This is a genomic window from Maribacter aquimarinus, assembly GCF_047345505.1.
Classification (GTDB): Bacteria; Bacteroidota; Bacteroidia; order Flavobacteriales; family Flavobacteriaceae; genus Maribacter.
In genome coordinates this window covers 105,636-128,661 of sequence record NZ_JBLFEO010000005.1, presented here as the reverse complement: position 1 = coordinate 128,661, position 23,026 = coordinate 105,636, and the positions used below count along the sequence as shown (strand labels likewise).

Sequence of the window (23,026 nt, the reverse complement as noted above, 5' to 3'; positions counted from 1 at the left end):
GTCTAAAGCTCAAAGCGTTGCAAAGATAAGGACTGTGCCGGGCACTGCCTGTTATTTATTTTGTAAAATTGATGAGTTCCGTGCGGTAGGCCGTGAGCAATTTGGATTTGGATACAAAGCCCACATAGCGGCCGTCCCGGACCACGGGAAGGTTCCAGGCACCGCTTTCCTCGAACTTCTTCATCACCTGTTTCATGCTGTCCGATTCCTGAAAGATATGTTCTGGGGCCTTGTGCATGAAGCGGCGTACCTGCGCGGTCTCGTACATACTGGTGTCAAACATGCATTCCCTGATGTCGTCCAGGAGCACAATGCCCACCAGGGCCCCGGTTTCCTCCACCACCGGATAGATGTTCCGGGTGCTCTTGGACACGGCCTGGTGCAGCATCTCGCCCAGGGTCATATCGGGGCGTACCGTCTTAAAGTTCGTTTCAATGACATCGTTCAGGTGCATCAGCGTAAGCACGGCCTGGTCCTTGTCATGGGTGATCAGCTCGCCCCGTTCGGCCAATTCACGGGTATAGATGTTGTAGTCCAAGGTGTTTTTGGTGATGAGGTAGGAGATGGCCGCCGTGATCATCAGGGGCACAAAAAGGGCGTAGCCCCCGGTGATCTCGGCAATGAGGAAAATGGCGGTGAGCGGCGCGTGCAGCACCCCGGCGATGAGACCGGCCATGCCAATGAGCGTAAAATTGCTCTCGGACACGTTGAAGCCCAGCCCCAGATTGTTTATGATCTTGGCCACCACATTGCCCAGGGCGCTCCCCATGACCATGGTGGGGATGAAGATACCGCCGGCACCACCGGCGGCAAAGGTGGTGGTCATGGCCACGGCCTTGAACACAATGATGCAGACCAACAGGGCGATCACCACCCAAATATTGTCCATATAGCCATCAAAAGGGGTGCTGCCCAGGGCGGCGATATGGTCTCCGGCCAGCAGGTTGTTTATGAGGTCAAAACCCTCGCCGTAGAGCGGCGGAATGAAGTAGAGCATGACCCCAATGGCGAGGCCGCCCACCAGTAGCCGATATTTGGGACTCTTCAAGGGCTTAAAGAGCTGTATGATGCCAAAGTACATTTTTGTAAAATAGACCGATGCCAGCGCCGTGCCCAGGCCCAACACCAGATAAAACGAGGTGTGCTGCACCTCGAACTCCTCGGTGACCGTAAAGCTGAAGAGCACCTCGTTCCCCATAAAAAAATAGGAGGTGAGCACCCCCGATATGGAGGCCAGCAACAAGGGCAGCATGGAGATCATGGTAAGGTCCAGGCTAAAGACCTCCACCGCAAAAATGATGGCGGCTATGGGCGATTGAAAAATGGAGGCGATGGCCCCGGCAGAGGCACAGGCAATGAGCAGGGAACGGGTCTTTGCGTTGATGTGGAAGAGCTGCCCCAGCGTGGAGCTGATGGCCGCACCCGATGCCACGGCCGGCCCCAAAAGCCCCACCGACCCACCAAAGCCCACGGTGAGCGGTGCGGCAATGAGCTGGGTCCAGATCTGTTTTCGGGGTATGATGCCCTTTTTACGGGAGAGGGCAAACAAAATGGAGGAGACGGCATGCTCCAATCTCTCCCTGTGCACAAATTTCACGTAGAGGAACACCAGGGCGAGCCCCACAATGGGCAAAATGAAATAGAGCTGGTTCTTGGAGAAAATGATGCCGTCTTCCAGCAGGGCTTCTATATAATAGGTGATGTTCTTTAGGGTCACGGCCGCCAGACCGGCCAAAAGCCCCACCGTAACCGCCAGGAGTTGGGTAAAGGTCCGCTCCGAGATGTTCTTGTACCTCCACCTTAAGAGGCGTGTGAGCAGTTTGTGCTGGGTGGCGCTCATGGGTAGGTGACGTTTTTTGTGATGCGCAGGCCAAAATTGAATAGGGCTATGTAGAGAACACTTTGGTTATGGTGAACGGTTCTTCCCGATCTCTTGGCCTTACGGTTAGTAAAAGTAAGAAAGATCGGTGCATATCAGCGTGAAAATCGTAAAGCATTGTGCACCCATGGGCCTTTAATGGCGTTGTACGTCTTCTAAGTGAAATTCATCCAAGGGACGTTGATGTTCCTTGTGCAGTACGGAAATGTCCCCAGTGGTCTCAAAGACTACCGCTTTTATCTCGGAAAGTTCCACCACGTTGGCTTCCCGGAGCCGGGCGCGAAGATCGGATAGGGCCACCCTGCCCTTGCGCAGGTTGTCTTCCAAAATTACGGGGCCGTCCATAAGGAGCAAGGGGGTGTTGTCCATGGCCTTTTTAACCGTATCGTTGCGCCTGGCCAAGGCCGCGGACAACTGAAGGATGTACACGCTCACCACCGCGGCCATACCGTCCCATAGGCTTGCCGATTGGGAGAGCACCGTGGTGGCAATGATGGACCCTACGGCCACGGTCATGGCAAAATCAAAGCTGGACATTTTGGAAAAGCTTCGCTTGCCGGCAATTCGGGTCATGGCGATCACGGTGATGTAAATGCCCAGTGCGGTGAGAAAAATGGCGCCAAAGGCCTGCCAGGAAGGAGTGAACCATCTTAAAACACCGATTTCTTCCTTAGCTAAGACTTAAGTTACCGATAAAAACGAGGTCTTTTTTTAGATTGTTTTAGTTGATGGATGTTGGCATTGTGAGCTGGACATTAGTTTGATATAGGATAGATGGGAATGATGCCTTTTGCTCTGTTTAAATCTGTTTTACTAAGATATATCTAGCTCCTTTGTACACTCAATTACTCTATGGGACACTGAAAAAGGATTGGAATCCATTAAAATTAAAATCAAATGCCATATTAGCCATCACCATTGCTTTGCGGAAAAATTATAAGTTCGAAATTGTTTGGGCAACGGTAATGTGTTCTTTTTGTTTTACATTGGCCCAATAGGAATGGGGCACTGCATTATTAACAAAAACAACTTCTCATAAAGAGAGAAGTTTTTATTATGAGTCCTTATAAAATATATATAACGGCAGGATTGATTTATCTGGTTCATCTGGCAACCAGTTTAATTCTAAGTTATGATGTCATTCCATCATATCACGATACAGCGATAAAGACAGTTGTAAAACTCCTTTTGGTAGTAGTGCTCGCCGTTGCGATTTCTAGATGTATCTTATACGTTGGATTATGGCAATACAACTGGGTGTTCTTGGTTCTGGGCCTTTTACTTTTTTATTTGGCCATTATGTATAAAACAACCTCAACCAAGGAGCCTGGAATGTATTTGGACCAATACGCACATTACTTTTTTCTATTCTGGTGTGTTCTCACCGCTGTTTTTGAGGAGTTGCTCTTTCGGGTTTTTCTCTTTAATGGAATATTGAGATCCTTTAAGTATCAGAAGAAAAAGGGAGCTTTGCTTGGGGCCATGCTATGGACCAGCGTTCTCTTTGGCCTTGCCCATATCTCCAATTTTTTTGAGTCCGACCACCATCCCTATTCCGTGACTTCCAAGATCATAATAGCCTTTGGGTTGGGACTATTGTTTCAAAGTGTTTACGTTAGGTTCAAGAACCTTTCCATAATTGTGATGCTTCATGCCATCATAAATTATCTCGGTGGGTTTAAGGGAAAGGTGTTGGCACACGTCAATGACCCAAAAGAAAACATATATACCTTTTCAGAGTTTGTGGAAACCCTGACGGTGGCCCTAATGTTTCTCATTGTTTTGGTGGCGCCCATTGTTTATCTCACCGTTAGGCGCGAATTGAGGTCTGGTATGCGGACCTTTAAATGAGTGGTCTGGTGTGGTGCCCTATACTTGGGTTTCGCTATAAATCATTTTAAATGGCCTATTGTAGTCTTTCTTGTGACAGTGTACCACAGGCCATTAAGATTCTGGATTTCGGGTTTTTTGCCAAAAAAGACACAATTTGTTTACATTATGGAGCTCTGTTGCGATTTTGCTTTGCAAAATAAGTCGATCAGTAAATTTCTAAAGTGCGATGATGTCATATTTCTTAATCGGTCTTCTATTTTTGCATTTCATCCCGTTTGATGCTCTAAACTGGTTGCGCATTTCTCATAGCTTTTTAGGGCCTTGGCCACTGGATTGGCTGATTAGATAGCTGGTCATCTATTTTAAAGAAGGAAACCTAAATATAGCGGCGGTGTGAGGTATCAATCTTTGCGATGCACCTTTCCTGCATTTTTACGGACAAAAAACACAATGGACTCTTACCTGGCAGAAATGACCACCGTCTTGTTTTTTACCTCTTTGTTCTTTAAACAGGCCACCAAATACTGCGCTACGGCTTTTCTGGAAACGAGCAGTTTTGGTTTGGGCCGGTTGGCAAAACTTTCCTGTATCCCAAGGTTTTTGTTGAAGTTGGTGAGCCCCACCGGCCTAACGATGGTATGGTCAAGGCCAGATCGGCGGAGGAGGTCTTCTTGGCGTTGGTGTTCTTGGTGGGCACGGGCCAAGCCGTCCTTGTTGTGGGATAAAATGAGGCTATGGATGTAAGAGAAGGGTTTTTGACCAACGTTGGTGACAAAATGTCAATTTATATTTACCCTTGTTTTGATACATAAATTTTAAAAAATTACCTTTGTTTTGTGAAAATATTGACTTAAATTTACCCTTGTTTTATTACGTATCACAATAATATGGCCCAGCCTTTTTTTAGACATGTACAAAATGCCCTGATGCAGTGGAAAAACGGTGCAGGCAGAAAACCACTTGTCATAAGGGGTGCAAGGCAGGTGGGTAAAAGTACGTTGGTGCATCAATTTTCCAGTAATTATAAGCAAACCATTGCGCTAAATTTGGAGCGTGAGACACATGTACGCTATTTCAAGGATTTTTCGGATGTCACCACCTTGGTTCAGGCCATTTTTACCAAGCACAGTATCTCCTTTGGACAGTTATCGGAAACCTTGCTTTTTTTGGACGAAATTCAAGAATCGCCCAAAGCCATTGCGTTATTGCGTTATTTTTATGAAGACCTGCCCGGCTTGCACGTGATCGCTGCGGGCTCCCTTCTGGAGCACGCTCTGGGAGGAGTGAAGAATTTCCCTGTGGGCAGGGTGCAGTATTTATACCTGCACCCATTTAATTTTTTTGAATTTCTGAAAGCTAAGGGTCACCAAGGTGCTTTGGATGCCATGGCCCAAGTTCCTGTGCCCCATTACGCACAGGCCACTTTATTGGAATTGTTCAACGAGTACGCCATCATAGGCGGTATGCCAGAAGTTGTGCAGCGATATTTGGAGCATGATAGCCTTCCGGACTTAGCCATAGTGTATGAAAATATATGGGAAACCTATAAAAATGATGTGGAGAAATACGCCCGAAATGCTTCGGAACGAAAAATCATTAAGCACATCATGGCCACCGCACACCGTTATTTGGATCAGCGGGTAAAGTTTCAAAATTTTGGAAGTTCCAACTACAAATCCAGAGAAGTGGGCGAGGCGTTTAGAAACCTGGATGATGCCAAGGTGATACAACTTGTCCATCCGTGCACCAATTTGGAACCGCCCGTTCAAACAGATTATAAAAAATCGCCAAGGTTGCAGTTTTTGGATACAGGTTTGGTGAATTATGATCTAAACATACAGGCAGATATGCTTGCCATGAAGGATTTGAGTACCTCTTTTAGGGGGGCGATCATTCCCCATTTAGTTACCCAAGAACTAGTTTCCCTGAATGTTTTCTCCAATAAAAAACCTCATTTCTGGGTGAGGGAAAAAACGCAGTCCTCCTCGGAAGTGGATTTGGTATATCCTCACAAAAACCTATTGATTCCGATTGAAATTAAGTCGGGCAAGGTGGGTAAGCTCCGTTCTTTGCATCAGTTTGTGGAGCGAGCACCACATCCTTATGCGGTACGTATGTATGGCGGGGAATTTAGTGTTGAAAGGCAAAAGACAGCTAGTGGAAAACCCTTCTACCTAATGAATTTGCCCTATTATCTCACCACACGTTTGGAAGATTACATCGCCTATTTCATCAAGCGGTGCGAACAAGGCCCCAATGGCCAATAAGGCCATTTCCAAAAGGGAACCGGTATTGGGCCCACTATCAAAACCAAGTTTGCGCTAAAGTGCCGAAACCACCACCGTCTTGTTTTTTACCTCTTTGTTCTTTAAACAGGCCACCAAATACTGCGCTACGGCTTTTCTGGAAACGAGCACTTTTGGTTTGGGCCGGTTGGCAAAACTTTCCTGTATCCCAAGGTTTTTGTTGAAGTTGGTGAGCCCCACCGGCCTAACGATGGTATGGTCCAGGCCAGATTGGCGTAGCAGCGCCTCTTGGCGCTCGTGTTCCCGGTAAGCGTGTGAGATGTTACTGTGGTCAATGGTCCACCGAAACCAAAAGGGCAGGTCTTTTCTGGAGTCGCCCACCCCCCAGGCGGAGCAGAGCACCATCCGTTGCAGTTGGTGTTTGCGTGCCAATGGCACAAGGGTTGCCATGGTGTCGTGCAAAAAGGTCTTGGGCGTGCGTAGTGGCGCCCACGGAAAGTCGGAGGTGCGGGAAACGTTCAACACAGAGATGGCGGCCTGGCATCCCTGTATGGCCTTCCGTACCTGGGCCGTGTTCCTGGGGTCGCCCTCAAAAACCGATAGATTTTTTTGGGGAGGCAATCGTTCCGAATTTCTGAGCAGGCAAGACACCCTGTGGCCTTGTTGCAGGGCATGGGCCAACACCAGCTTTCCCGTTCTTCCCGTGGCGCCCAATAAGAGTATGTTCATTGGATAAAGGTAGCGAATGCCAAGGGATTGCAGAAAGCGCCCGCTGGAAGTACAACGGAAGGCGTTTAAAAAAAAGGATGGCCCTATGGGCACCGTCCCTGGACCCCGAAAGAATTCCCAAGAGGTTACCGATCCAGTTTTAACTGGAGTTCTTTGAGCTGTTCGGCATCAATGGGCGCGGGGGCATCGATCATGACGTCCCTGCCGCTGTTGTTCTTGGGGAAGGCAATGAAATCGCGTATGGTCTCCTGTCCGCCCAAGATGGCCACCAAGCGGTCCAGCCCAAAGGCGATGCCGCCGTGCGGGGGAGCGCCGTACTGGAAGGCGTCCATGAGAAAGCCAAATTGCGCCTTGGCCTCTTCGGGCGTAAAGCCCAGGTGCCGGAACATGGTGGCTTGGGTTTCCCTATCGTGTATTCTTATGGAGCCGCCCCCAATTTCGTTGCCGTTGAGCACCAGGTCATAGGCATTGGCACGTACCGCGGCCGGATCGGTCTCCAACAGTTCCAGCTGTCCCGGCTTGGGTGCCGTAAAGGGGTGGTGCATGGCGTGGTAGTGCCCGGTTTCCCCGTCCAGTTCCAAGAGCGGAAAATCAACCACCCACAACGGGGCAAATTCATCGGCTTTTCTCAGGCCAAGGCGCTGGGCCATTTCCATCCGCAGCGCGCTGAGCTGGCTCCTGGTGGCGTTGCGTTCCCCGGAGAGGACAAAGACGATGTCCCCGGCCCGGGCACCGGTGATCTGGGCCCACTGGGCCAAATCTTCCTGATCGTAGAATTTATCCACGGAGGATTTAAAGCTGCCGTCCGGATTGCATTTCACATAGACCATGCCCTTGGCGCCCACCTGGGGGCGCTTTACCCAGTCAATGAGCTTGTCCAATTCCTTGCGGGTGTAGGAGGCTCCCCCGGGAACTGCGATCCCCACCACGAGTTCCGCGGCATTGAAGACCTGAAAGTCCTTGTGCTGGGCCACCTCGTTCAGATGGCCAAATTCCATCCCAAAACGGATATCGGGCTTGTCGTTTCCGTATTTGGCCATGGCCTCGTCATAGGTCATTCTGGGAAAGGCATCTACCGTGACCCCTTTTATCTCTTGGAGCAAGTGCCTGGTAAGACCTTCAAAAGTGCTCAGGATGTCTTCCTGTTCCACAAAGGCCATCTCACAGTCTATTTGGGTAAACTCCGGTTGCCGATCTGCCCGGAGGTCTTCGTCCCTAAAACATTTTACGATCTGGAAATACTTGTCCAGGCCGCCCACCATGAGCAGCTGCTTAAAGGTCTGGGGAGACTGGGGCAGGGCGTAGAACTGTCCTGGGTTCATGCGGCTGGGCACCACAAAATCGCGTGCGCCCTCTGGGGTGGATTTGATGAGGTAGGGCGTCTCCACTTCAATGAAGCCCTCTTCGCTGAGGTATTTGCGCACCTCTATGGCCACTTTGCTGCGGAAAATGAGGTTGTCCTTGACCACATTGCGCCTTATGTCCAAATAACGGTACTTCATGCGCAGGTCTTCCCCGCCATCGGTATCGTCCGCTATGGTAAAGGGCGGGGTCTTGGATGTGTTCAGCACTTCCAGTTCCCTGACCAGTACCTCTATGTCCCCGGTGGGCATCTGTGGGTTTTTGGAGGCCCTTTCAATGACCTCTCCCTTGGCGCGCACCACATATTCACGGCCCAGGTGGCGTGCCTTTTCCAAGAGGGAGGCATCCGTACGCTCGGCATCGAACACCAGCTGCACTATGCCGTAGCGGTCCCGGAGGTCTGCCCAGACCACAAAGCCCTTGTCCCGTGTTTTGTGCACCCAGCCCGAAAGGGTTACCTGTTTGCCAATGTCGTTCGATCGCAATGCGCCGCAAGTGTGGTCCCTGTACATTCCCAGTGGTTTTAGAGCGGCAAATTTAAGATTTCTTGGCCATTATCACAGGGGTTCCCAAGGCTGTTTTTTGGGATTGGGCGGCTATTTTGAAGTTGTTTCTTTAAATTGTAAAATTATGTAAATCAGTTATTTAACTATTTTATGTAAATTTAATGTAAACAAATTGTAAAAAAATAGGTTTAAAAAGACTATCTTTAGGGCAATGGTAAAGCTTTTAAAAAAAATATAATATGAAACATACATTATTTTTAGTGGCCCTTTTTATGGTGTCCGTGGTGAGCGCTCAGGCGTTGGAGCCCCAATTTGAAAAAGAGGGCAACAAGGTCAAGGCCACTTATTTCCACGCCAATGGTGCCGTGTCACAGCAGGGCTATTTTCTGAACGAAAAACTGGAGGGCGAGTGGACCATGTTCAACGAAGCCGGACAAAAGGTGGCCCAGGGCAATTATGCCAACGGCAAAAAAACGGGCACCTGGCTCTTCTGGGACGGTGAGTTTGTGAAGGAGGTAGATTTTGAGGACAATAGGATCGCCGCCGTGGAACAGACCCAGCGCTCCAAAACGGGATTGGTAAAACACTGATCGCCCACCGATCGGCAAAAAGGAAGCCCACTTTTTCAAGTGGGCTTTTTGTATGGCATAGGTCCGCGTTATGGGGGTTAGGCGGCTTCCTCAATGGCCACTTCGGGCTCGGACGGTTTGTTCCCAAAGTTCCGCGCCTTGATCTTCAATCGGTAGGAGATGTTGAACAGTACCGGAACAATGACCAGGGTAAGGAAGGTGGCCACGATCAGGCCAAAGATCACCGTCCAGGCCAAGGGCCCCCAAAAGACCACGTTGTCCCCGCCAATATAGATCTTGGGATCGAACTCCGTGAAGAGCGAAAAGAAATCAATGTTAAGGCCAATGGCCAGGGGTATCAGGCCCAGCACCGTGGTAATGGCGGTGAGGATCACGGGCCGCAACCTGGCCTTGCCCCCTTTGATCATGGAGGCCGTGGCCTCTTCCATGGTCAAAAGGTCACTGTCGTCCATGTCCAGGGCCACTTTTTTGCGGTCTATTAAAATCTGGGTGTAATCCAACAGCACCACGCCGTTGTTCACCACAATTCCCGCCAGGGAGATAATGCCCATCATGGTCATCATGATCACAAAGGACCATCCGGTGATCATCAACCCACCAAATACCCCAATAAAGCTCAGGAAAATGGCGATCATGATGATGAGCGGTTTGGAGATGCCCCCAAATTGGAAGATGAGGATGAGCAAGATGAGGCCCAATCCGGAGAAAAAGGCGCCGATCAGGAACATCTGCTGCTTGTTCTGTTCCTCTATCTCACCGGTATAGTCTATTTTAATGCCGTCCGGTAGGCCTTGAAAATCCTTCATTTCCTCTTGGATCTGGGCCACGATGGCGGCCGCGTTCCCGCCCGCTTTGAGGCCGGAGTACACCGTTACCACCCGCTTGCCGTCCTTGTGCTTTATGGCGCTGAAACCAGAGGTGTTGGTCTCTTTGGCCACGGCCGATATGGGGACCTCCTTGATCTGTCCCGTGGCGGCGTCCCTAAAGATGATGTTTTGGTTAAAGAGAGCACTTTTGTTGTAGCGCAGGTCTTCGTTGAAACGGATGTTGATGTCATAGTCGTCCCCGTCTTCCTTGTACACCCCGGCCTTTTCCCCAAAGAGGGAGCGGCGCAGCTGCTGGCCCACTTGGCCCACGGAAACACCTAGTTCGCCCGCTTTTTCGCGATCCACGCGCACCCGCATGGACGGTTTGCTCTTGTTCACGTCTATTTTGAGTTCCTCAATGTAGTCAATGTTCTTGGAGTTGATGAAGTTCTTGATGTCCTCCGCCGTGTTGATCAATTGGGTATAGTCCCTGCCCTCCAGTTCTATGTTGATGGGCGGTCCCGTTGGGGGTCCGTTCAGCTCTTTCTCCACGGAGATGGTCACGCCCGGGTAAATGCCGTTCACGGCTTCCTGTACCCTGGCGCGGATGTTCTCCGTGTTGATCCCGTTGCGGTACTTGTACTCCGCAAAGTTTACGGTGACCTTGCCCTTGTGCGGCATTTCTGCCGAGGAGCCGCCGTCCGTGAGCGGGTTGCCGGCGCCCTCGCCCACCACGGACACTGCGGAGGTGACCATAAAGTTCTCGCCGTCCCTTTTGTACTTGGGGTCGTCCAGGAGGTTGTACACCCGTTGCTCTATTTCCTTGGTAATGGCATTGGTCTTTTCTATGGCCGTGCCCTCGGGGTATTCAATATAGACATAGATCTCGTTGGGCTTGTTGTCCGGGAAGAACTCCACCTGGGTGCGCCCACTGCCCAAAGAGGCCCCAAAGAGCATGACCACCACCACCAGCAGCACGGCGGTGATGCCAAAGTACCAATATACGTTGCCGCCGCGTAGGGCGTGCTTCAGCCTGATCTCGTACCAGTCCTCAAAACGGGTCATGAGGTTTCTCTGAAACTTCTGCGCGGCCCGTTTTATGCCGTATCGGTAGGCCCAGAAAAGCAGGGCGGTGAGCCAAAGCACCGTGCCCAGGCCCCTCAGGGGACCGCCAAGGAAAAAGATCAAGGCCCCAAAACTGCCCAAGATCAGGGTAATGCGCACCAGTTGTTTTTTGGTGAGGTCCTTTTCTTCCGTGCTCATAAATTTGGACACCAGCATGGAGTTCATGAAAATGGCCACGAAAAGGGAAGAGCCCAACACCACCGAGAGGGTAATGGGGAAATAGATCATGAACTGCCCAAAAATGCCCGGCCACAGCCCCAGCGGCACAAAGGCGGCCACGGTGGTGGCGGTGGAAATGATAATGGGCACGGCAATTTCGCCAATACCTTTCTTCGCGGCCTCAATGCGGGGCATGCCCTCATCCATGAGTCGGTACACGTTCTCCACCACCACAATGCCATTGTCCACCAGCATGCCCAGGCCCATGATCATGCCAAAGAAGATCATGGTGTTCAGGGTGTAGCCCAGCCATGACAGCACCATAAAGGAGATGAACATGGACATGGGGATGGCAAAGCCCACAAAGAGGGCGTTGCGGAAGCCCAGGAAGAACATGAGCACGGTAACGACCAGGATAATGCCAAAAATGATGTTGTTCACCAGGTCGTCCACTTGGTTCAGGGTACGGGAAGAGGAGTCGTTGGCAATGGAGATGTTGAGGTCTGGCGGGAAATAGGTCTCCCGTTCCTTTTGCACCAGGGCCTTTATCTTGTCTGCCGCCGAAATGGCATTTTGGCCGGCGCGCTTCTTTACATCGAGCATCACCACGTTGTCCCCAAACTCCCGGGCGTAGGTGGTCTTGTCCTGTTCGTGGAACCGCACCTTGGCAATGTCCTTTAGATAGACCGCGCCATTTTCGGCCTTTACCACAAAGTTGTCCAATTGGGCGGGGTCCTCTATTTCGCCCAGGATGCGGATGGTACGGCGCTGCCCGTTGGTCTTTAGGTTCCCGGCGCTCATGGTCATGTTGCCATTGCCTATGGCGTTGATCACGTCTTGGAAGCTCACTTTGGCCGCCATCATCTTGTAGATGTCCACCGCCACTTCCACTTCCTTTTCCTGTGCCCCGCGGATATCGGCCTTTTTGATCTCCGGCAGGTCCTCGATCTCATCTTGCAGGTACTCGGCAAATTCCTTGAGCCTTTCCACTGGGTAGTTCCCCGTGAAATTGATGTTCATGATGGGCACTTCCTCGGAAAAGTTCAGGTCAAAGACATTGGGCTCCACCTTGGCGTTGTTAAAGGTGGGCCAATCCTCGCTGGCCTTTTCGCTGTCCACCTCGTCCTTCACCTTTTGTTTGGCCTGCTCCACGGTGATCTCCTCATCGAACTCCACCGTAATAATGGCATAGTCCTCTTGGGAGGTGGATACGATCTCCACCACGTTGCTCACATCCTTTAGGCGGTCTTCCAAGGGATCGGTGATGAGCCGCTCAATGTCCTCTGCGGTGTTGCCGGGATAGGGCGTACTGATGTATATCTTGGTCTCCACCACCTCGGGGAAGTCTTCACGGGGCATGGCATTGTAGGCCGAATACCCCAGGTAAAGGAAAATGGCGATCATGACATAGATCACCGAGGGGTTGTCTATGGCCCAGGAAGACAGTTTAAACTCCTTGTCGGCGTTCTTTCTTATTTTGCTCATGGGGTGTTTATCTTATGATTTTTACTTGCTGGCCGTCCTTTACCGTCCTGGCCCCTTCCTTGATCACCTGTTGTCCTTCTTCCAGACCGGCCAGGACCTCTATGTGGGCCCCTTGCGATTTTCCGGTCTCGATCACGGTGCGCTTGGCCACGGCCTCTTGCTCCCCATTGGGCGCCTCTGCCACATAGATGTACTGTTCCCCGTCCGCATTTTCGGAGATGATGCTGCTGGGGATCAGCAGGGCGTTCTCACTGGTATAGTCGTTAAGGTTCACTTTGGCGGTCAGGTTCGGTTTTATGAGTCCCCCTTTATTGGGCACGGGAATGTCCACTTTAAAGGAGCGGTTTGCCGGGTTGATGAAATTTCCGGTTTCCCTGATGCTGGTGGCCACACTGTCTCCCAGCACAGGGAAATAGACCAGGGCCTCCTTGCCCTTGGTAATGGCGCCCAAATAGGTTTCCGGCACATCCACTTCAATATACATGTCACTGAGGTTCACGATGCGGAAGATCTCGGACCCCGGGCCGGGGGCCACCACGGTGCCCTGGTCTTTGATCACGTTGTCCACAATGCCAGCAAAGGGCGCGCGGATAATGGACTTGTCCAGTTGGCTCTCTATCTGGGCCACGGCGCTCTTGGCCGCCTCGTAATTGGTCTTGGCCTGCAGGAACTGTATTTCAGAGCCAATGTTTTGGTCCCACAAACGTTTTTGGCGCTCAAAAGTGGTCTGGGCCAGTTCTGCCTGTGATCTCAGTTGGGCCAATTGGCTGGTCATGCCGCCATCGTCAATACTGGCCAGGCGCTGTCCTTTGGACACCCTTTGGCCCTCCCGCACGTAAATACGTTCCAGGGTGCCCTGCATCTCCGGATACACCAAAACGTTCTGCTTGGTCTGCACCCCTCCCTGCAGTTCCAGGTAGTGCTTAAAGAGCTGCCGCTCCACGGTAAGGGTCGATACCAAGGGCAGGTTGGCCACTTCGGAGGTAGAGGCGATCACCGAGTCCAGCTGCCTAAGATCCCGCTCGGTGGCCTGTTGCAGGGCGGCCAGTTCTTTTTTCTTTTCTCGGATGCCGTCCATGTCCCCGGAGGCGATCAGGTCGCTTACGGAGGTGTCTGCCCCCCCGCAGGACAAGAGCAATAAACTGGTGATCAGGGCGAGTGTCGTGTTTTTCATCGTTTTTCTTTGTTGGGTTCGCGGTACTTATGATTTTTCGTTCAAAATGATTTCCAGGTCGGTCTTTCTGTTTATGACCTGTACCATGCTCTGCAGGTACTGCTGCTGGGCATCGTACAATTGGGTCTGGGCCTGTCTCAGTTCAAAGCTCGTGGCCAGGCCCTCAAAATACTTGGTCTCGTTCTTTTTTTCAATGCGTTCGGCCAGGGCCAGGTTCTTTTTGGAGGTGCCGTACTGCTCAATGGCCAGGATATAGTTGCTCTTGGCATTTTCCAGTTGCAGGCGTATCTGTGCCTCGGCCTCGGAGAGTTGTGTCTCTGCCTGTTCCAGGGCGATCTTTGCCCGCTGGGTGCTGGCGCTGCGGCCCAGGGAGCTAAAGATGGGAATGTTCAGGTCCAGTCCAATGGCAGAGAACTCAAACCATTCCTGCCCACTGTCAAAGAAGGTAAAGTCTTCCCCAAAGGACAGGGCCCCATAGCTGGCAAAGGCGTTTAGGGTGGGCAAGGCCCGGCTGCGGGCCAGTTTCCATTCAAAATAGCGTTGCTCCGTGAGGTTCTTGGCCAGTTTGTAATCCGTGTTCTTGTCAATGTCCAGGTTGTTGTCCAGCAGCATCCGGTCTATCTTTTCCTGGGCCAGGGCGTCCAGGTCTTCCTGCAGTTCGGTGGGCGCTTCCAGTTCCAGGCCCAGCACCAGGTTCAGTATTTGCAGGGAAATGTCCTTGAGCCTGTGGGCGTTCTTGAGTTCGTTCTCTATGGAAGAGAGGGTGATCTGCAGTTGTTCCACACTTTCCTCGTCGCCCAGTCCGTTCTCAAAGATCTTGGTGGTCTCAAACAGGTTTTTTTCCAGGGCGGCCCGGTTTTTTTCCAAGATCTCCACCCCCTCCCGGCTCAGCAGCACATTGCCGTAAGATTCCACCACGGCCTTGATCACCTCTTGTTCCGTTTTCTCCAGGTTGTTGGCGCTGTAGCTCAGAAAGGCCTTGGTGGCCTGTACGCCCACAATGTAAGAACCATCAAAGATCTGCTGCCTTAGCGTGGCCGCGGCGTTCATCTGTTGGGGCTGGCCAAAGACAACGGCCACAAAGGTGCCGGGGTCGCCACCAGCAATTTCACCGGGCAATTGCACCACCTGTTGGATCAATTGGTTTTGGTAGCTCACGGCCCCGCTGATCTGGGGAAGCCCGGAGGCAATGGTCTCCCATTTCTGCTTGCGGGCATCCAGCACCTCCCTGCCGGCATTGATGGCCTTGTAGTTGTTCTCCAGGGCAAAGGCAATGGCCTCGTCCAGGGTAAAACGGTAGGTTTCCGTGTCCTGTGCCGTAGTGCGGGCAATGGCCGTAAGGCCCAAAAGGATAAGGGTAAGAATGCGCATTACAATTGTTTTGTGTTGATGATTTTGTTCAGTACGTTCCGTCCTTCCGGAGTGGTGATGCCCCGTAGGTGGTACTCCAGGAAATCTTCCATCAGTTGGCTCATGGGAAAGTGGGACATGGGGAACAGTTCTTGGTCCTTGATGCTGTTCACCCCGGAGAAGTAGATTCTGGAGATGAATTCAATGTTGATGTTTTTTCGGTAAATGCCCTTGGCAATGCCCCTCTTAATGTTGTCCACCACGCATTCCTGCATCATTTCAAACTGTCTTTTCTTGATGTTGGCATAGATTCTGGGATAGTACTTTTGCAACTGGTACTGGGGGCTGGATTTTTCGTTCTTCAGGTGCTGTAGGGCAAACCGTTTGATCTCGTAGAGCTCTTCAATGGGATTTTTGCGCAGGGCGCAGATATGGTCAATGCCCTGTGATATCTCCAGGAAGAGATGGTCCGTGGAGGCCTTCACCAGGGCCGTTTTGTTGGAAAAATGGGCATAGATGGTTTTTTTGGAGATGCCCAAATGCTGGGCAATGTCATCCATGGTAACGCTCTTGAAGCCGAGGTTCAAGAACATGTCCGTTGCTTTTTCCAAAATCACTTTTTTCATGGCGGGGGCAAATGTAAGGTCGGAAACTTAAAATACCTAAAAAGTTTCCAAGGTTTTACATTAATTTAACAAGAGCCGCATTTTTTTTGTGGGCCGATATTTTTGCCGTTCGCCCATCTGCAAGATGGGATGGCATGCCATAAGGCGCGGACGCTGGCCAAGGCGCAACAAAAGGCATGTGGTAAGCTGCGTTTTCGTTCAGAATGTTGCTTTATGTGCTGTTTTTGCTTAATCTTATACGTCGTTTTTTAAATCATTTTTATGAACAAGGTTTGGATGTGGTCCATTACGGCCGCCTTGGCCGGATTTTTATTCGGGTTTGATACCGTGGTCATTTCAGGTGCCGATAAAAAATTACAGTTGCTCTGGGGTTCTTCCGATGCCTTTCACGGTATGGTGGTGGTGGGCATGGCCTTGTGGGGAACGGTTGTGGGCGCCCTGTTGGGATCCGTTCCCACCAACACCTTGGGCAGAAAGCGCACGCTGATCTGGATCGGGGTCTTTTACACCGTTTCGGCCTTGGGCTCTGCCCTGGCCAATGACCCCATTACCTTTGCCGTTTTTCGCTTTTTGGGCGGGCTGGGCGTGGGGGCATCCACCGTTGCGGCACCGGCCTACATCTCGGAGATCGCCCCGGCAAAGGATCGGGGGAAGTTGGTGGGCCTTTACCAGTTCAACATTGTGCTGGGCATCCTGATCGCCTTCTTTTCCAATTACCTGCTCAGTGGGCTGGGGGAAAATGACTGGCGCTTTATGATGGGGGTAGAGGCCATCCCGGCCGTGCTCTACACGGCCCTTGCCCTTACCCTTCCCAAAAGTCCCAGGTGGCTGCTCACCAAAGGGCGGCAAGAAGAGGCACGGCAGCTGTTTCAATTGATCGATCCCGGAAATGATGCCCGCAAGACGGTGCAGCAGGTGCAGGAAGAAATGCGGCAAACCGTGCCCAATGAGACCATTTTCATTAAAAAATACCGTGTTCCCCTGTTGCTGGCCTTTGGCATTGCCTTCTTCAATCAATTGTCCGGCATCAATGCCTTTCTTTATTACGCACCCAGGATCATGACCGAGGGCGGTTTGGAGGAAAGTGCGGCGCTATTGGGCAGTATTGGCATAGGCGTGGCCAACATGCTCTTCACCCTTTTGGGAATTTACCTCATAGACCGGGTGGGCCGTAAGCAATTGATGTATGCGGGATCCTTGGGCTACATCATCTCCCTATCGCTGGTGGCCTGCGCCTTTTTCTTGGAGTGGCAGGGGCTGGCCCTTCCCATCTTCCTGTTTGTGTTCATTGCCGCGCACGCCATAGGGCAGGGCACGGTGATCTGGGTGTTCATCTCAGAGATTTTCCCCAACCATCTCAGGGGCTCGGGGCAGGCCTTTGGCAGCTCGGTGCACTGGGTCCTGGCCGCCGTGGTCCCTTCCCTGGTCCCACTGCTGTTTGCCACCATAGGGCCCGGAGTGGTCTTTGCCTTCTTTGCCTTTATGATGGGGCTACAATTGCTCTGGGTGGCCTTTGTGATGCCAGAGACCAAGGGCATCTCCTTGGAGGAAATGCAGCGATCGTTGACCAAAAAAATAAATAGAGGTCAGTAGATAAATACTTATCCATTAAACAAGGTAATTATTTGATTATAATACGGTTAATAATTTTTACTATTGTCAGTTCGAGCGCTCCCGAAATTTCGGGAGAGAAGCATTTGCCAGCCAAGGAAGACTTCGACTGCCTGCCTCGACTACAATTCAGGCGGGCGCTCAGCCTGACATTTAAGCTATCAACTCGATTTAAAATAGGTAACTATCTACTGACCTCTAAAAATAAATAAAAGAAATATGAAAAAGGTCGTCTTTTTTGGGATAGTGTTGTTCGTGGCCCTGGTAGGCTGTAAGCAAGAAAACCGTACGGTTAAACAGATGGCCAAGTCCCAGCATCAAAAATTTAGGGAACCCCACCGCCCGCAATTTCACTTTACCCCACCTTCCCAGTGGATGAACGACCCCAATGGCATGTTCCATTACAATGGGGAATATCATCTTAGCTATCAGTATTATCCAGACAGTACGGTTTGGGGCCCCATGCACTGGGGGCACGCCATATCCAAGGACCTGATCCACTGGGAGCACATGCCCATAGCCCTTTATCCGGACTCCCTGGGGTATATTTTTTCTGGTGGCACGGTGGTGGATGTGAACAATACTTCCGGCTTTGGTTCAGGAAACAACCCGCCTATGGTGGCCACCTTTACCTATCATGATCCAGAAGGCGAAAAGGCGGGCGCTACAGATTTTCAGACCCAGGGCATTGCCTACAGTACGGACAAGGGGCGGTCCTGGAAAAAATACGCGGGCAACCCCGTTATTCCCAACCAGGACAAGATCAGGGATTTTAGGGACCCCAAGGTGGTTTGGCACCCTGATACCGAAAAATGGATTCTTTCCCTTGCAGCGTACGATGAGGTTCAGTTCTTCTCGTCCAAAAATCTAAAGGACTGGACCTTTCTCTCGGCCTTTGGCCTGGAGGGGGACGACCGGCTTTGGGAGTGTCCGGACCTTTTTCCCATTGTGGTACAGGAAACGGGGGCCACCAAATGGGTCTTGATCGTGAGCATACAAAAAAAAGCGCCCAACGGCGGAAACGCCACCTCCTATTTTGTGGGCGATTTTGATGGAACGGAATTTAAAGCCGATGTCCATGACCAAAAATGGCTGGATTGGGGAACGGACAATTATGCCTTTGTCACTTGGGACAATGTTCCCAAGGAAGATGGGCGCAGGATCGGCATTGGTTGGATGTCCAATTGGGATTATGCCCAGGTGGTGCCAACCAAGGCCTGGCGAAGCGCCATGACCCTACCGCGAGAATTGCAGCTCTACCGCAACGGGGACGACCATACCTTGGGCGCGCTTCCGGTACGGGAAACGGTTTCCCTTAGGGCTTCGGAAATAGCGATGAAGCCGCTAAAGGTTAAGGGTTCGGCGGTTGTGGAAGGTGATTTTGATGTGATGCAGTGCGAGTTGGACGTCCTCATCGACCTAAAGGAAACCACCGCCAAAACCTTTGGTCTAGAACTCTCCAATGAGCAAGGCGAAAAGCTCATGGTCACGATCGACACGGACAGGGAGGTTTTGATGGTGGATAGAACGGAATCCAGCAAAGAGATGTTTTCAGAGGAATTTTACCGTGGGCCACATACCGCACCTCTGTCCCTAAAAGGTGATGTTTTGGATATGAGGATGTTTTTGGACGCCTCCTCCATAGAGCTGTTCCTGAACAAGGGCGCGCTGAACTTTACCGCTATTTTTTTCCCCACAGCCCCGTACAGCAGGGCAACCTTGTTTTCCAAGGAGGGCCGGCTGGTGCTCAAGGAAGGGCAGATCTTTCCCCTAAAATCCATTTGGGACTGACGCCAGAAAGGGCAACCCCACCGTTTTAGGGTCTTTTGTCCATCAAACAAAAATAAACCGGCATCGTACGGCCCTGCCAACCGGTTTGCGCCCAGCCAATGCATTGGAACTGGGCCGTGAGGCTTCTAGATGCAATACATGCCCGCTTTTTACGGGAAAATTGGAACATTGCACGTATTTTTGAAAAAAAATTGCGATGCATTCCATTGATTTTTATCGTGACGAACTGGTGCGTTACATGACCGCCACCATAGACCCTGAAGAGCCCAAGAACCTCTATGCCCCCGTGACCTATATCATGGGGCTGGGCGGCAAGCGCCTGAGGCCCGTGCTCACCTTGATGGCCACCGAGATCTTTGGGGCAGACTACAGGGAGGCACTTCCCGCGGCCCTGGCGGTGGAGGTCTTCCATAACTTCTCCCTGGTGCACGATGACATCATGGACGGCGCCCCCTTGCGCCGCGGAAAAAAGACGGTGCACGAGAAATGGGACGTGAACACCGGCATTCTCTCTGGCGATGTCATGCTCATACAGGCCTACCAGCTTTTTGAAAACTACCATGGCGAAACGTTTAGGGAGCTGGCCAAGCTCTTTAGCAGTACCGCGATCCAGGTCTGTGAGGGACAACAATATGATGTGGATTTTGAGACCCGGGACGATGTTACCCTGCCCGAATACCTGAAGATGATCGAATACAAAACGGCCGTTCTAGTGGCCGCCGCCTTGAAAATGGGCGGTATCGTGGCCGGGGCCTCGGCAGAGGCCCAACAGGGCATTTACGATTTTGGGTGCAACTTGGGACTGGCCTTTCAGCTCCAGGACGATTATTTGGACGCCTTTGGCGATGCGGCCACCTTTGGCAAGCAGATCGGGGGGGACATCATAGAGAACAAAAAGACCTATCTCTACCTAAAGGCACTGGAAATGGGAGATGCCCAACAAGCCAAGGCCTTGCGCGACCTTTTTTCCATACAGCCCCAAGATGCTTCCGAGAAAATCGCCGCGGTAAAGGAGCTGTTCCTGGATACCCGATCGGCCAAGGCCACACAGGAGGCCATTGCCGCTTATACCGAAAAAGCCTTTCAGGTATTGGGCACCTTGGACATAGCCGAAGAAAAACGGGAGGTGTTAAGGCAGTTCGGGGAGCAGCTCATGCGCAGAAAGGTCTAAACGCCCCGGAGCAACCGCCTGATCAAGGCTTTTACAAAGCGCCACTTGGGGCTGGCCCACATGGTGCCCAGGTCTTCCCCAAAATGGCTCTCCTCGTCCAGGAACTTAAAGACCTGCTGTAGGGTCCTGTTTTCAAAGAGGTGCTCAAACACCATATGGCCGCGGGCATTGTCTTGGTGCAGCACGTCCAGGAACAGCAGATCGTAGAACCAAAACCTGTTCTTGTAGCTCAGTTCATCCAGCGCTTTGCCGGTTTTTATGTGGGCCAACAGCTTGGGGATCTTTTTTGCCGTGCTCATAAAGGTGTAGCCCGTACTGGGTTTGGCCCATCCGCCGGCGGTGCCAATGTACCTCAGGTTCTTGCCGTGGTGCTCCCCAAAATTGTAAGCGGTCATGGGAATGCTGCCCATTTCCGTGTCCACGACCTCATAGTGCTCCAGTTTCAGATCATTGGTCAAATAGGACCTTAGGGCCTCTTCGTATGCTTCCTTGGGCAGCAGGTGGGCAGAGAACAAGGTGTACTCCACCAAGGCCTCGTGGGCCGAGGTGGGCAGGATGTACATGAACCGGGTGTTTCCCTTCTGCGGAATGGAGAAGTCCATGTACGTGGCCTGGTCCGGATCAAAAATGGGGACATCCGTCTTAACGAACCAGCCCACAAAATGCTGTTGCAGCACCGGGTACTTGCTCTGGTGGGTGGCCATGCCGTAGTGGAAAAGACTGCTAAAGGCCTGTTTGCCCAAGTATTCCGTGGTGCTGGTGGTTACCCGCACCCCATTGTCCCGATCCGTGACCTGGGCAACCTCCCCCTGCACAAAATCCAGCCCTTTGTGTTGTGCAATGCGCTGCATGACGCTTTGGTAAAAATCGATGCCGCGGACCATTTTGTAGGTGTAGGGCGCTATGGGGTGTCTTTTGGAGAAGTGCTGGCCGGCAAAATGGATGTGCTGCCACGTTTTGTGCACAATGGCATCAAAGGGCCCAGGGCCTTTTTCCCAAAAGCACCAGGTACGGTCGTTGGTTTTTTTGCTGTCCTTGTCCAACAACAGTATGGTCTTGTCCTTGAAATAGGGGTCCTTTACCATCCCGTCTGCCAACATCAGCCCCGCTGCCCCGGCGCCCACAATGATATAGTCGTATTGTTTTTTTGGTGATTCGGTAGTCAATCTAAAAGGCTAAGGGTTCTTCATCAAAAATAGTCATTTTGTAGGGAGCAAGTGCATCCCCGGGCCAGGGCCAAAAAAAGATGGCCCTGCCGCCGGGCCCCAAACCTTTGGGAATGTGTATTTTTATGCCCAGACGATGTTATGATGACCACCGCGGAAGCCGATTATCTAATGGCCATATACCTTTTGCAGGGCCGTTCCGGAGGGCCCATTGCCACCAATGCGCTGGCCGCCGAAATGGGCACCCGGCCGGCATCGGTGACCGATATGGTGCAGCGTTTGCACGGCAAGGGCCTGGTGCGCCACAGAAAATACAAGGGCGTACAGCTTACCCAAGCGGGAGCAGAAGCGGCACAGGCCGGGTTGCGGAGGGTACAGCTGTGGGAGCTTTTTTTGGGCAAGACCCTGTCCCTTCCCATGGCGGAGGTAAGGACCCCTGCCCTGCAATTGGCCCATTTGGAAGATGCCGCGGTACTGGCCGCGCTGCAGGCTTTTTTGGGAAACCCCGCCCTGGACCTTTATGGAAGACCCCTTGCCGGTGCGTCCGGGGATCGGCCCCCAACAAAGACCGCACTGCTCAACCAGTGGCCCGTGGGCACCGTGGGGCAGTGCAGCGGCGTAAAAAAATCCTCCGAAGCCTTTGCCCGTTTTATGGAAAAGCAGGGCATTTCCGTGGGCGATACCGTGCACATCCTGGAGAAAGAGCCTTTTGATGCGTCCCTGCACATACAGGTGGGCGGCCGCGAGCTGCTCATTTCGGACCAGATCGCCGGGAACCTTTTTCTCACTGTGCCCACCAGTGGATGATTGGGCCCAACCAGGGGAATAATTTTAAGGGACAAAAATTTTCGTTCCCTTCTTACGTTGTTACCTTTACATAGGAACCCAACAACCTTTTGTTTATACGATATGGCAAGAAAACAACGCCCATGGCTCTGGGGCAGCATTACGGTGCTCACCGTGCTTCTCTGCACAACGGCACTGACCCTGCATTACAAAAATTGGGTGAGCCTCAAGGAGGGCAGTGTGCGCATCATCTCCGGGTTTTATGTGAAGCAACTGCCCTATGCAGCGATGGACAGTGTGGTGTTCGTGCCGCGCTTGCCCCCTATGCAGCGCCTTAACGGATTTTCCGCACTGGCCAAGGAAAAGGGCATTTTCAGGGAATTCAAGGACTCGCTCACGAACAAGCAGGTGTATGTGTTTGTGGACAATATTGAGCAGCAAAAGATAAAATTGGTGTACCGGGACAGCGCCCAGATGTACCTGAACCTCAAAGATTCGGTGCAGACCGTGTCCCTGTTGAACACCTTGAGGGAAAAAGCGGGGCTCATGTCCCCGGACCAACCCAAGTAACCGTTGTTTTTGCCGCTAAAGCAGCCCAGAGGGCCATTATTGCCCCTAGGGGCCAAAAGGT

General features: G+C 51.8%; 18 protein-coding genes. 8 read left to right on the top strand and 10 right to left on the bottom strand.

Annotation, left to right across the window (positions count from 1 at the left end):
• Positions 1–55 precede the first annotated feature (55 nt).
• Both ACKWCC_RS05345 and ACKWCC_RS05340 read right to left on the bottom strand, forming a co-directional pair.
• Positions 56–1,840 (bottom strand): chloride channel protein, encoded by a 1,785-nt coding sequence (locus ACKWCC_RS05345; RefSeq protein WP_413994882.1) that lies wholly within the window; start codon positions 1,838–1,840, stop codon positions 56–58.
• Positions 1,841–2,014: 174 nt separating this feature from the next.
• Positions 2,015–2,479: a DUF421 domain-containing protein gene (locus tag ACKWCC_RS05340; RefSeq protein ID WP_413994963.1), complete on the bottom strand. Its 465-nt coding sequence runs from the start codon at positions 2,477–2,479 to the stop codon at positions 2,015–2,017.
• A gap of 456 nt (positions 2,480–2,935) precedes the next feature.
• On the opposite strand from ACKWCC_RS05340, the gene ACKWCC_RS05335 reads away from it, so the two are divergent.
• Positions 2,936–3,730 carry a CPBP family intramembrane glutamic endopeptidase gene (locus ACKWCC_RS05335; protein ID WP_413994881.1) on the top strand — a complete coding sequence of 265 codons (795 nt, stop codon included), beginning with the start codon at positions 2,936–2,938 and terminating at the stop codon, positions 3,728–3,730.
• Positions 3,731–4,170: 440 nt separating this feature from the next.
• Here ACKWCC_RS05335 and ACKWCC_RS05330 read toward each other — a convergent pair whose 3' ends face one another.
• Positions 4,171–4,416, bottom strand: a complete 246-nt coding sequence (locus ACKWCC_RS05330) for an NAD(P)H-binding protein (RefSeq protein ID WP_413994880.1) — start codon at positions 4,414–4,416, stop codon at positions 4,171–4,173.
• A 183-nt stretch (positions 4,417–4,599) separates the two neighbouring features.
• Here ACKWCC_RS05330 and ACKWCC_RS05325 point away from each other — a divergent pair, with 183 nt between their 5' ends.
• Positions 4,600–5,979 carry an ATP-binding protein gene (locus ACKWCC_RS05325; protein WP_413994879.1) on the top strand — a complete coding sequence of 460 codons (1,380 nt, stop codon included), beginning with the start codon at positions 4,600–4,602 and terminating at the stop codon, positions 5,977–5,979.
• Positions 5,980–6,033: 54 nt separating this feature from the next.
• Here ACKWCC_RS05325 and ACKWCC_RS05320 read toward each other — a convergent pair whose 3' ends face one another.
• Complete coding sequence (locus tag ACKWCC_RS05320; RefSeq protein ID WP_413994878.1) at positions 6,034–6,687, bottom strand: NAD(P)-dependent oxidoreductase; 654 nt, start codon at positions 6,685–6,687, stop codon at positions 6,034–6,036.
• Between the two features lie 125 nt (positions 6,688–6,812).
• Positions 6,813–8,561 carry an aspartate--tRNA ligase gene (gene aspS, locus ACKWCC_RS05315; protein ID WP_413994877.1) on the bottom strand — a complete coding sequence of 583 codons (1,749 nt, stop codon included), beginning with the start codon at positions 8,559–8,561 and terminating at the stop codon, positions 6,813–6,815.
• 233 nt (positions 8,562–8,794) lie between these two features.
• Here aspS and ACKWCC_RS05310 point away from each other — a divergent pair, with 233 nt between their 5' ends.
• The gene (locus ACKWCC_RS05310; protein WP_413994876.1) at positions 8,795–9,145 is read left to right on the top strand and encodes a toxin-antitoxin system YwqK family antitoxin; all 351 of its coding nucleotides are present in this window, start codon (positions 8,795–8,797) and stop codon (positions 9,143–9,145) included.
• Between the two features lie 77 nt (positions 9,146–9,222).
• On the opposite strand, the gene ACKWCC_RS05305 is transcribed toward ACKWCC_RS05310, so the two are convergent.
• From ACKWCC_RS05305 to ACKWCC_RS05290, 4 genes are read right to left on the bottom strand one after another with little or no spacing between them, the layout of a single operon-like run.
• On the bottom strand, positions 9,223–12,720 hold the full coding sequence (locus tag ACKWCC_RS05305; RefSeq protein ID WP_413994875.1) for an efflux RND transporter permease subunit: 3,498 nt from the start codon (positions 12,718–12,720) through the stop codon (positions 9,223–9,225).
• A gap of 7 nt (positions 12,721–12,727) precedes the next feature.
• Positions 12,728–13,894 (bottom strand): efflux RND transporter periplasmic adaptor subunit, encoded by a 1,167-nt coding sequence (locus ACKWCC_RS05300; RefSeq protein ID WP_413994874.1) that lies wholly within the window; start codon positions 13,892–13,894, stop codon positions 12,728–12,730.
• Positions 13,895–13,921: 27 nt separating this feature from the next.
• Entirely contained in the window at positions 13,922–15,265 is a 1,344-nt protein-coding gene (locus ACKWCC_RS05295; RefSeq protein ID WP_413994873.1) for a TolC family protein, read from the bottom strand.
• Complete coding sequence (locus ACKWCC_RS05290) at positions 15,265–15,870, bottom strand: TetR/AcrR family transcriptional regulator (RefSeq protein ID WP_413994872.1); 606 nt, start codon at positions 15,868–15,870, stop codon at positions 15,265–15,267. Before ACKWCC_RS05290 ends, ACKWCC_RS05295 begins: the two co-directional genes overlap by 1 nt.
• Before the next feature lie 261 nt (positions 15,871–16,131).
• Here ACKWCC_RS05290 and ACKWCC_RS05285 point away from each other — a divergent pair, with 261 nt between their 5' ends.
• The 3 genes from ACKWCC_RS05285 to ACKWCC_RS05275 all read left to right on the top strand — a co-directional run bounded on the left by ACKWCC_RS05285 (position 16,132) and on the right by ACKWCC_RS05275 (position 20,443).
• Positions 16,132–17,463: a sugar porter family MFS transporter gene (locus ACKWCC_RS05285; protein ID WP_413994871.1), complete on the top strand. Its 1,332-nt coding sequence runs from the start codon at positions 16,132–16,134 to the stop codon at positions 17,461–17,463.
• A gap of 237 nt (positions 17,464–17,700) precedes the next feature.
• Entirely contained in the window at positions 17,701–19,272 is a 1,572-nt protein-coding gene (locus ACKWCC_RS05280) for a glycoside hydrolase family 32 protein (RefSeq protein ID WP_413994870.1), read from the top strand.
• Positions 19,273–19,468: 196 nt separating this feature from the next.
• A complete protein-coding gene (locus tag ACKWCC_RS05275) occupies positions 19,469–20,443 on the top strand; it encodes a polyprenyl synthetase family protein (RefSeq protein ID WP_413994869.1) in 975 nt (324 codons plus the stop codon).
• On the opposite strand, the gene ACKWCC_RS05270 is transcribed toward ACKWCC_RS05275, so the two are convergent.
• Positions 20,440–21,609 carry a lycopene cyclase family protein gene (locus tag ACKWCC_RS05270; protein ID WP_413994868.1) on the bottom strand — a complete coding sequence of 390 codons (1,170 nt, stop codon included), beginning with the start codon at positions 21,607–21,609 and terminating at the stop codon, positions 20,440–20,442. The two genes, ACKWCC_RS05275 and ACKWCC_RS05270, sit on opposite strands and share 4 nt — an antisense overlap.
• Before the next feature lie 144 nt (positions 21,610–21,753).
• Between ACKWCC_RS05270 and ACKWCC_RS05265 the strand changes: the two genes are divergently transcribed.
• Both ACKWCC_RS05265 and ACKWCC_RS05260 read left to right on the top strand, forming a co-directional pair.
• Complete coding sequence (locus ACKWCC_RS05265) at positions 21,754–22,416, top strand: metal-dependent transcriptional regulator (RefSeq protein WP_413994867.1); 663 nt, start codon at positions 21,754–21,756, stop codon at positions 22,414–22,416.
• 102 nt (positions 22,417–22,518) lie between these two features.
• Complete coding sequence (locus ACKWCC_RS05260) at positions 22,519–22,965, top strand: hypothetical protein (RefSeq protein ID WP_413994866.1); 447 nt, start codon at positions 22,519–22,521, stop codon at positions 22,963–22,965.
• Positions 22,966–23,026 lie beyond the last annotated feature (61 nt).

Coding starts and splice junctions, on each gene's coding strand:
- ACKWCC_RS05305 (WP_413994875.1), bottom strand. CDS start 12,720: ATGAGCAAAATAAGAAAGAACGCCGACAAGGAGTTTAAACTGTCTTCC.
- ACKWCC_RS05310 (WP_413994876.1), top strand. CDS start 8,795: ATGAAACATACATTATTTTTAGTGGCCCTTTTTATGGTGTCCGTGGTG.
- ACKWCC_RS05280 (WP_413994870.1), top strand. CDS start 17,701: ATGAAAAAGGTCGTCTTTTTTGGGATAGTGTTGTTCGTGGCCCTGGTA.
- ACKWCC_RS05260 (WP_413994866.1), top strand. CDS start 22,519: ATGGCAAGAAAACAACGCCCATGGCTCTGGGGCAGCATTACGGTGCTC.
- ACKWCC_RS05300 (WP_413994874.1), bottom strand. CDS start 13,894: ATGAAAAACACGACACTCGCCCTGATCACCAGTTTATTGCTCTTGTCC.
- ACKWCC_RS05335 (WP_413994881.1), top strand. CDS start 2,936: ATGAGTCCTTATAAAATATATATAACGGCAGGATTGATTTATCTGGTT.
- ACKWCC_RS05275 (WP_413994869.1), top strand. CDS start 19,469: ATGCATTCCATTGATTTTTATCGTGACGAACTGGTGCGTTACATGACC.
- ACKWCC_RS05290 (WP_413994872.1), bottom strand. CDS start 15,870: ATGAAAAAAGTGATTTTGGAAAAAGCAACGGACATGTTCTTGAACCTC.
- ACKWCC_RS05285 (WP_413994871.1), top strand. CDS start 16,132: ATGAACAAGGTTTGGATGTGGTCCATTACGGCCGCCTTGGCCGGATTT.
- ACKWCC_RS05320 (WP_413994878.1), bottom strand. CDS start 6,687: ATGAACATACTCTTATTGGGCGCCACGGGAAGAACGGGAAAGCTGGTG.
- aspS (WP_413994877.1), bottom strand. CDS start 8,561: ATGTACAGGGACCACACTTGCGGCGCATTGCGATCGAACGACATTGGC.
- ACKWCC_RS05345 (WP_413994882.1), bottom strand. CDS start 1,840: ATGAGCGCCACCCAGCACAAACTGCTCACACGCCTCTTAAGGTGGAGG.
- ACKWCC_RS05325 (WP_413994879.1), top strand. CDS start 4,600: ATGGCCCAGCCTTTTTTTAGACATGTACAAAATGCCCTGATGCAGTGG.
- ACKWCC_RS05265 (WP_413994867.1), top strand. CDS start 21,754: ATGACCACCGCGGAAGCCGATTATCTAATGGCCATATACCTTTTGCAG.
- ACKWCC_RS05295 (WP_413994873.1), bottom strand. CDS start 15,265: ATGCGCATTCTTACCCTTATCCTTTTGGGCCTTACGGCCATTGCCCGC.